We start from the raw sequence: 6,755 nt of genomic DNA, 5'->3' as shown, positions 1-6,755 counted from the left end.
CGGCTGAGATCCGGTTGGCGCATCAACGCCAGGACCCCCACCAGGCAGGGGATGGCGAGGGTGCAGAGACGAAGCAGCAGCGTCACCGCCAGGGCCTGGGAGCGATCGGCTCCGTAGAGCATCGCCAGGCCAATCGAGGTGGCTTCACTGGTGCCCAAACCGGCCGGCAGCAGTGAGATCACCCCGCCGAGGCCCGTCGCAGTGCGGATCACGGCGGTTTGGTGCAGGCTCAGCTCAACGCCGAGGGCGTGATAGAGCGCCACCAGCAGGCCCGCCTCGATCATCCAGCAGACGCAGGCCAGCAGGGTGCCGGCGATCAGGGGCTTGGGTTTCATCAACTGGCGCATCCGGCCCATGGCCAGCAGCGCTTCCCGCAGCAGCCGAATCAGGCCGTTCCAGCGTTGATGCAGGGGCAGGCTCTCGAGCCAATGCTCCAGGCGCCGCAGGACCCGCGGGTGGGTCAGTACCCAGCCACCGACTCCGAGGACCGCCAGGCCAATCAGCATGGCGATCCAGACCTGCTCCCCGAGGCCCCAGCTGAGGACCAGTAGCGCACTGGCGAGATCCGCCAGGCGCTCGGCCAGGGTGATGCCCACACCCACGGTCAGCGGGAAGCCGTGGCGCCGCTGCAGCCAGAGGCCGCGCACCGCCTCGCCGCTGCGGCCGGGGGCGGCAATCAAGGCCAGGCCGGCGGCGTAGATCTTGGCGGCGGGTTTCAGGGGCAGGGGAAAGCCCAGTTGGCGCAGGTAATAGGACCAGCGCCCGATCAGCACCAGATGGCTACCCAGGCAGATGGCGGGCGCCAGGATCCACCAGCGCCAGTGCAGTTGGCCCAGGGTCGCGCTGACCTCCTGGATGCCAAAGGCCGTGGTCAGCCCGAGATAAATCGCCAGGGCTGCGACCAGCCCGAAGAGCCAACGGCGCCGCATCAGGGAATGAACCTCAACTTGCGGGCGGCATAGAGACACATCTGACCCAGGATCAGGCCCTCTTTGACGTGGGCGATGTTCGAGCTGCCGTAGCTGCGCTCTTGGTAGCGAACCGGGACTTCCACGATCTTTAGGTTCAACTTGCTGGCGCCAAACAGCAGGTCAAAGTCTCCAAAGGGGTCGAAGTCACCGAAGTAACTGCGACCGGCCTTGAGCCGTTCGTAGTCGTCCTTCCAGATCACCTTCGTGCCGCAGAGGGTGTCCTTGAGCCGTTGACGCAGCAACCAGGAGAAGGCGGCGGCAAAAAAGCGGTTGGCGGCCGTGTTCAGCGGCGGCATCGCCTCCCAGCTGCGGGGGTAGACCAGGCGGCAGCCGTTGACGAACTCCCCGCGTCCATCGGCCATGGCCTGGGCGAAGCGCGGCAGATCCTCCGGCCTGACGGTCAGATCGGCATCGAGGATCATCAGCACATCCCCCTCGGCCTGATCAAAGCCCAGCCAGACCGCATCGGCTTTGCCCTTGCCGGTCTGGCGGAATTTCTTCAGGCGCATGGGCCCCTGATAGGTCGCGCAGACCCGCTCGATCTCCTCCCAGGTGTTGTCGGAGGAATGCCCCTCGACAAAGATCACCTCGGTGAAGCGGCCCAGTTCCGGCAACCGCTCAATCGCCGGTGCGATGTTTCCGGCTTCGTTGCGGGCCGGGATGACCACGCTGACGCTGGGGTTCTGGCGCTGCTGACGGGCCGGCCGGGCCACCATCCAATGGGTCAGCCCCAGGTTGTCGATCAGCGGCAGTTGGCTCAGCCAACGGTTCGCCAAGGGGGTGATCAAGGGAATCTGACGCGGGACCAAGCAGCGCTGGCCCTCTTTCAGCACCTCCCAGCTCGCAAGATCCAGCAGGTTGCGGACGTCGTTGGGGGTCAGCCAGCTCTCAGGCGGTTGCGGTTGCCGTTGCCCCAGGCGCTCGGCGGCCTTCAGCAGCGGTTGCCAGAGCCAATTGTGGAAACTCACCACCAGGCGTGTGCGCGGGTGGCAGAAGGCCTCAAGCCGCTCCAGCACCCCTTGCACGTCCTGCAGCGTGTTCAGGGTGTTCGGCAGCAGGATCACATCGAACGGCTGGGTTTCGCCGATGGACGCCGGGGTCATCGTCTCGGCGTTGGCCGCCAGGATCCGCAGCTCGGGGTGCCGCTCACGGGCAACAGCGGCGACATCTGGATCCAGCTCGATGCCCACCCCATGGGCCGGTTGCAGATGGGCCAGCAGATCGCCGCTGCCGCAGCCCACCTCCAGCACCCGCAGGCCCGGTGGCACCAGCAGTTGGTGCAGACGCTCCAGGTCGGCGTAATAGGTGCGGTTGCGCTGGCGGAAGTGGATCTGCTGGCTCGGGGCGGTCATGAACGAAGCAGGTGGAGGGTCTGGGGCAGATCCAGGCGCAGGGCACTGGCCACGATGCGCAGGGTGCGCAGGGTGGAGTTGTTGGGGCTCATCTTCGCTGCTTGATCCAGCGCGACCTGCGCTTGGGCGGGCCGAAAGCGATAAAGCTCCACGACTCCAAGCCCCAGCAGTGCATTCGGATTGGAGGGATCCAGGGCCTTGATCTGGGTCAAGGTCTGCGCCGCATCGCCGGCGTGGCGCTGCAGGGCCTGGGCCAGAGCCAGGCTGTAGAGGTCGTTCAGGTCACCGGGATCGTCCTGGAGCCGGGCCCGCAGGATCGCCTCGGCGTCGCTCAGATAGACCTGCTCCGGGTCGCTTTGGTTGAGCTGTCCGACCTTGGAGAAGAGGCTGTCCAGTTCGCCGCGGCGCAGTTGTCCCCCCAGCTGACGCAGCAGGGCGACGCGGTTGGCCGTGCGTTCACCGGGATCGCCCTGCCCCGGTTGCAGCAGCACCGCTCGATCGGCCGGCAGCTGGACGGTCTGCCGCTGGCCATTGGCCTTCAGCAGCTGCAGCTCAGCGCTCCAGGCCCCGTCGCTGTTGGCGCCGTCACTCAGGGCCAGCTGTTGCTGAACCTCGAGGCATCCCTTGGGTAAGCGCAGCAGCCCCTGGCCCAGGGCCTGGTCGGCTTCGAGCCGTTGCTCGCCTTGGCGGAGGGTCAGCAGCAGCTTGGATCCCTGCAGGGCGCTGCTGGGCCCTGAGACCCGCACGTCCAGTCCGCCTGGAATCGCCGTGATCGAGCCGCTGAGTTGGGCCGGGCAGGTGATCGCTGCGGTGCGCACGCTCAGTTGCTTGCGGCGCAGCAGTTGCGCCTGGCTGCCATCGGGCAGGGGCCAGCTGCCCACCTGCTCGAAGTGCGCTGAGTTCTGCAGCAGTTCGCTTTGGCGAGCCTGCCGCTCATCGCTCATCACCCCCTGGTCCCCGCCTTTGCGGAGGAACCAGTCGAAGTTGCTGAGTTCTTCCTCCAGCCGCTCCTTGGGGGCCACGGTCTGGCGGGCGGCCAGGCGGAACTGCTGGCGCCGTCCCTCGGCTTCGAGGTTGAAGGCGTTGAGTCCTTCACTGTCTGGGAGCACCGCCAGGGTTGAGAGCTGGTTGGGGCTGGTGCTGCGGACGCTGGCCACGATCGCCTCGATGGGCCAGCCCCCCTGGGGGTTCGGGCGATGGGGCGGAAAGCTGCTGAGCTTGGGCCCCCAGCCGAATTGGCTCCAGAGCGCCCCCAGCAGCGCGACCAGCACCAGCGCCCCCTGCCAAAGGGGTGCCCAGCGGCGTTCGACGCTGGCGACGATCAGGGCCAAGGCAATGGCCAGCTGCGGCAGCAGGGGCAGGACGAAGCGGAAGTCCTTGCTGGTCATCAGGATGCAGATCAGCAGTCCCCCCAGGGGAAAGCTCAACCACCAGATCAGCCAGGCCTTGTCTGGGTTGAGTTGCGGTCTGCGCTCCACCAGCGCGATGACTCCGCCCACCAGCACCAGGGCCGTCAGGCTGCTGCCGAGCATCGCCGGCAGCAATTTCAGGTAGTAGAGCCAACCCTCCAGGCTGTTGGCCTCCAGGCCGTCCTGGTAGGCGACCCCCCACTGGCGCGCTTTGTTGATCGTGCTCAGGATGGTCAGCCAGTTCTGGCTGAACCAGGGCCAGACCAGGAGCCAGGCGATGACGCTGGCCGTGGCGCCCTGCAGCAAAGGCCGCCATTGGCCGCGGCGCGCTTCGCGCAGGCCCCCGATCAGGAGCAGCAGCAGGGGGAGCCAGAGCAGCACCAAGCCCGTCGGCCGGGTCAGGGCCACCAGCCCCAGTCCGATTCCGCTGAGGACGGTCCAGAGCCAGCGACGGCCGGCCGCAAACCAGCGCCGCTGGCTCAGGATCCACCAGCTGCCGGTCATGACCGCCGTCAGGCTCAGGTCGATCAGGTAGTCGGTGCGTTGATTCAGCAGGGCCGGGGCTGTCGCCACAAACAGGGCGGCCCAGAGCCCCGCGCGGCGGCTGTGCAGTTGCCGGCCTTGGCCGTAGCAGCTCAGCAGCAGGATCCCGTTGAAGACGGCGCCGGAGGCCATGGCGCTGCTGAAGCTCGGGCCGAGCAGCTGCAGAACGGGTGCACTGAGCACGTAGGTCAGCGGGCCGCGGTAGCTGGGGGCCTGGGCCCAGAGGCTGTGCCACCAGTCCCCGCTCCAGGGGGCCGGCTGGCTCAGGACCTGCCAGACCCCCAGGGCGCGGCTGAGGTGATCGCCTTGGTCCCAGGCCGGCGGGGCCTGGTGCTGCTGAATCCAAAGGCCGTCCAGCAGCAGGCAGAGCAGCCAGAGGGCCAGCAGCAGCAGGCCATCACGCCGGTTCAGTTGCCGCTGGGGCTGCGTACCAAGGTCCATGGGGCCAGATCATCGCCCGAGGCCAGGGGGATCAGCTCCCGATTGGCGGAATCCTGCAGGGCTGGTGTCTCAATCCAGGCCAAGCGGCCTGGCTTCAGTGCCGCCGCGCTCTCCACCTTTGCTCCCAACTGCGGAGTCCCCAGGGCCAGCAGGATCAGCTGGGCATGGGCCTGGCCGCTCAGGGGGCTGCCGCTGATGACGGCCACCGGTTCTGCGGCCAGCAGCGGTTGGATCGCGCCATCGCTGAGGGCCTGGCGCAGCCCTGGAGAGCGATCGCTGAACAGGCCCCCCTGCACCAGCAGGCTCAGGGCCAGCCAGGGGCCGATCAACACGGCGGCCAGGACGCGTTTCGGGGTCCGTTGCTGGGGCAGCAGCGCCCAGCTCAGGCCCAGGGCCAGGGCCGCAAGACCCAGCAGTGCTGGCGCCAGGGGCGGGATCTCGAGTGGGAGCAGGTTTCCGGGGAGCAGGAGCAGCGCCCCGGCCAGGCAGAGCAACACCCCGAGGCCAGCGACGCCCCAGGCGATGGCCCGCGGCCGGGCGATGCCCGATTGCGCGAACAGCCGCAGGCCGCTGGCGGCCCAGATCGCCAGAAAGGGGGTGAGCTGCAGGCCGTAGTAGGGCGTCTTGGTGCGGAAGCAACTCAGCAGCAGCAGCAGGCCGAGCGGATAGACCAGCAACAGCAGCCCCTGCTCCGAGCGCCAGCGCCTCAGGCCCCAGACCAGCCCGGCGAGGGCCACCAGGCTCCAGGGCGCGCAGTTGGCTGGGATGTTCCAGAAGTAATAGAGGGGACCGGCGCTGTAGACGTCGCTTTCCGAGAGGAACAGCAGCTTGTCCAGCAGTCCTCCGACGACGCCAGCCCCGTAGTGCTGCAGGCTCAGGCCCAGCCAGAGCCCGACGGGCAGCCAGCCCAGCAGGAGCCCGGACCAGAAGGCGGCCGAGCGCAGCAGGACACGCCGCCGCAAGAGCAGGAAGGGCAGCAGGGCCAGCACCGGTAGCGCGACCATGAAGCCCTTGATCAAAAAGGCCGGTCCCAGCCAGGCCCCTGCGGCGAAGCTCCATCCGCGGGACCGTTCGTCTGCTCGCAGCAACGCCAGGGCCCCGAGCAGCTCCAGCGCCAGCAGGGGCATGTCCTGGCTGGCCAGGTGGGCGTAGTTAATAAAGAGTGGCGTGAGCGCCAGGACGGCGGCACTGAGCCAGCCCAGTCCTGGGCCCAGCAGGCGATGGGCGAGGCCTGCGGTGAACGCCAGAGCCAGGCCAGCCGCGAGCAGCGAGGGCAGGTGCGCGGCCCAGCTGTTGGCACCGAAGAGCTGCTGGCTGCTGGCGATGAGCCACTGCACACCGACCGTGCGATCAAACAGCGGTTGATCCCACCAGAGGGGCGCGAGCCACTGGCCGCTCTCTTGGATCCAGCGGGCCTGGAGGGCGTAGTAGCCCTCGTCATGGGCCAGGTAGCTGCGGGGCGCAACGCTGAGCAGTAGCGGCAGAAACGGCAAGGCGCGCCACCACAAAAAGAGTGCGTTGGTATACGAAAACAACCCTGCTTTGTGTCTCTTGTTACTAGTCATTGCAGGTTGTGGCACACCCGATGTTTCTGGCTAGGGGGTCGGTTCCGCATCATCGCCGGGGGCCTTGTGCCCTTCTCCTCGTTTTGGTGTGAGGACCAATGAAACTGTTCCAGAAGCTTCTTCTGGCGCCTGCAGCTCTGGGCCTTCTGGCTCCTGTTGCTGCAAACGCCGCTGATGTCAACATCGCTGGCCTGAGCCAGTACGGCACCGAAGAGCAGGTGACTTCGATCACCCAGTTCTCCGACGTGCAGCCCACCGACTGGGCTTATCAGGCACTGAGCAACCTGATCGAGCGCTACGGCTGCGTCGCTGGCTACCCCAACGGCACCTACCGCGGCAACCGTGCGATGACCCGCTATGAAGCGGCCGCACTGCTGAACGCTTGCCTCGACCGGATCACTGAGGTGACCGACGAGCTGAAGCGCCTGATGAAGGAATTCGAGCGTGAGCTGGCTGTGCTCCGCGGCCGCGTGG

At 67.4% G+C, this 6,755-nt stretch carries 5 protein-coding genes; 1 reads left to right on the top strand and 4 read right to left on the bottom strand.

Going from position 1 to position 6,755, the window contains the following annotated elements:
• The 4 genes from QZ186_RS10970 to QZ186_RS10955 all read right to left on the bottom strand — a co-directional run.
• Positions 1-929 (bottom strand): lysylphosphatidylglycerol synthase transmembrane domain-containing protein (locus QZ186_RS10970; protein WP_296416802.1); only part of this gene is annotated, 929 nt, incomplete at its 3' end.
• Positions 929-2,323, bottom strand: a complete 1,395-nt coding sequence (locus tag QZ186_RS10965; RefSeq protein ID WP_296416799.1) for a glycosyltransferase — start codon at positions 2,321-2,323, stop codon at positions 929-931. The genes QZ186_RS10970 and QZ186_RS10965, both read right to left, overlap by 1 nt.
• Entirely contained in the window at positions 2,320-4,716 is a 2,397-nt protein-coding gene (locus QZ186_RS10960) for a glycosyltransferase family 39 protein (protein ID WP_296416796.1), read from the bottom strand. The genes QZ186_RS10965 and QZ186_RS10960 overlap by 4 nt, the downstream gene beginning before the upstream one ends.
• Entirely contained in the window at positions 4,683-6,209 is a 1,527-nt protein-coding gene (locus tag QZ186_RS10955) for a glycosyltransferase family 39 protein (RefSeq protein WP_296416795.1), read from the bottom strand. The genes QZ186_RS10960 and QZ186_RS10955 overlap by 34 nt, the downstream gene beginning before the upstream one ends.
• 170 nt (positions 6,210-6,379) lie before the next feature.
• On the opposite strand from QZ186_RS10955, the gene QZ186_RS10950 reads away from it, so the two are divergent.
• Positions 6,380-6,755: iron uptake porin (locus QZ186_RS10950; protein WP_296416793.1), on the top strand; the 376-nt coding region annotated here is incomplete at its 3' end.

It is taken from the genome of Vulcanococcus sp. DEBay_Sum29NL08_54, assembly GCF_017859255.1.
Lineage (GTDB): Bacteria > Cyanobacteriota > Cyanobacteriia > PCC-6307 > Cyanobiaceae > Vulcanococcus.
Note: the sequence above shows the minus strand (reverse complement) of the source record. Positions and strands in the feature narration are given on the sequence as shown.

Bases quoted from the DNA above. Each gene is read 5' to 3' on its own strand.
- QZ186_RS10965 (WP_296416799.1), bottom strand. From the start codon at position 2,323: ATGACCGCCCCGAGCCAGCAGATCCACTTCCGCCAGCGCAACCGCACC.
- QZ186_RS10960 (WP_296416796.1), bottom strand. From the start codon at position 4,716: ATGGACCTTGGTACGCAGCCCCAGCGGCAACTGAACCGGCGTGATGGC.